Annotated in this window: 1 protein-coding gene and 1 pseudogene; both read right to left on the bottom strand. The window is 71.4% G+C overall.

Annotation, left to right across the window (positions count from 1 at the left end; genetic code table 11):
- Positions 1-494 (bottom strand): annotated as a pseudogene (locus VFH10_RS12685) (rhamnulokinase); the annotation flags it as partial.
- Positions 491-2,095 (bottom strand): bifunctional rhamnulose-1-phosphate aldolase/short-chain dehydrogenase (gene rhaD, locus VFH10_RS12680; protein ID WP_325129065.1); only part of this gene is annotated, 1,605 nt, incomplete at its 5' end. The gene rhaD and the pseudogene VFH10_RS12685, both read right to left, overlap by 4 nt.

Below are 2,095 nucleotides of genomic sequence, written 5' to 3'. Positions count from 1 at the left end.
AGCAGCATCGTCTCGGCCGCGGGCAGCAGCTCCGGCGCCGAGACGAGCTGGTAGAGGGTGTTGAAGGGGAGCTGCTGCAGGCCCGTCGTGGCGTAGAGGTCCCGCTCGGAGAGGGTCTTCACCACGCGCTCCCGGACTCCCTCGGTGCGGAGGTCCCGGTGGGAGACCGGGTTGTCGAGCAGCGCCCCACTGGGGCCGAGGAGCGCGTAGTCGACCGCCCACGAGTCGATCCCGATCGCGTCGACCGGGCCGCCGGCGGCAGCGAGCCGCAGCCCGGCCTGGGTCTCCCGGTACAGCCCCAGCACGTCCCAGTAGAGCGTGCCGCCGGCCCGCACCGGCCCGTTTCCGAACCGATGCACCTCCTCGAGCTCGAGCAGCCCGGGGCCGACGGTGCCGACCATGACCCGGCCGCTCGTGGCGCCGAGGTCCACCGCGGCGACCCTGAGCGGCCCGAGCGGGCGGGACCCGGTCGCCGGCACCGCCGGCCCGTTCATCGCAGGAAACCTGCGGCGACCCCCGCATCGACCGGGATGTGCAGACCCGTCGTGTGCGTCAGCTCGCCGGCGGTCAGCGCGAAGACCGCGTTGGCGACGTGCTCGGGGAGCACCTCACGCTTCAGGATCGTGCGCTGGGCGTAGAAGGCGCCGAGGTCCTTCTCCTCCACGCCGTACACCGCTGCGCGCTGGGCGCCCCAGCCCTTCGCGAAGATCCCGGAGCCTCGCACCACACCGTCGGGGTTCACGCCGTTGACCCGGATGCCGTGCTCGCCCAGCTCGGCCGCGAGCAGCCGCACCTGGTGTGCCTGGTCGGCCTTGGCCGCGCCGTAGGCCACGTTGTTGGGGCCGGCGAACACGGAGTTCTTGGAGGAGATGTAGACGATGTCGCCGCCCATCCCCTGCTCGACCATCGCCTTGGCCGCCGCGCGCGAGACCAGGAACGATCCCTTGGCCATCACGTCGTGCTGCAGGTCCCAGTCCTTCTCGGTGGTCTCGAGCAGCGGCTTGGAGATCGACAGCCCGGCGTTGTTGACGACCAGGTCGACGCCTCCGAACGCCAGCGCCGCCGCGTCCACGGCGGACTGCACCGCATCGGCGTCGGTCACGTCCGCCACCACGGCGATCGCCTTGTCTGTGTTGCCGATGCCTTCCGCTACTTCACGGGCGCCGTCGGCATCCAGGTCGGCGACGACGACGCACGCGCCCTCGCCGCCGAGCCGTTCGGCTATCGCCTTGCCGATGCCCGAGCCGGCGCCGGTGACCAGCGCGACCCGTCCGGCGAGCGGCTTCGGCTTCGGCATCCGCTGGAGCTTGGCCTCCTCGAGCGACCAGTACTCGATGCGAAACTTCTCGCTCTCGTCGATCGGGGCGTACGTCGAGACGGCCTCCGCGCCGCGCATCACGTTGATCGCGTTGACGTAGAACTCCCCGGCGACGCGGGCGGTCTGCTTGTCCTTGCCGAAGGAGAACATCCCGACCCCGGGGACCAGCACGATCGCCGGGTCGGCACCGCGCATGGGGGGCGACGCCTCGGTGGTCGAGCCGGTCGAGACCGAGTGCCGGTCGTAGTAGGCGGCGTACTCCTCGCGGTAGGCGATGTGCAGCTCGCGGAGCCGCGTGACCACGTCCTCCAGAGGCGTGCTGCCCGGCAGGTCGACGACCAGCGGCCGGACCTTGGTGCGCAGGAAGTGGTCGGGGCAGGAGGTGCCGAGCTCGGCCAGCGGCTGCAGCTTCTCCCGGGACAGGAACTCGAGCACGACGTCGCTGTCGGTGAAGTGCCCGAGCTGCGGGGCGTCGGTGGAAGCCAGTCCCCGGATCACCGGGGCGAGGGCTGCGGCACGGGCTCGCCGCTCCTCGGTGGGCAGTGCCTCGAAGCCGGGCACGACGGCGCCGAACGGCTCGGCCTTGCCGTGCGAGGCAAGGAACTGTTCGGCGGTGCGGATGATCTCCAGCGAGTTTCGCTCGCACTCCTCGGAGGTCGCCCCCCAGGCGGTGATGCCGTGTCCGCCGAGGATCACGCCGATGGCCTGCGGGTTGTTGTGCTTGACCTCGGCGATGTCGAGGCCGAGCTGGAAGCCCGGACGCCGCCAGTCCACCCA

The organism is Nocardioides sp., from assembly GCF_035697785.1.
In the GTDB taxonomy this organism is placed as follows: Bacteria; Actinomycetota; Actinomycetes; order Propionibacteriales; family Nocardioidaceae; genus Nocardioides_B.
Note: the sequence above shows the minus strand (reverse complement) of the source record. Positions and strands in the feature narration are given on the sequence as shown.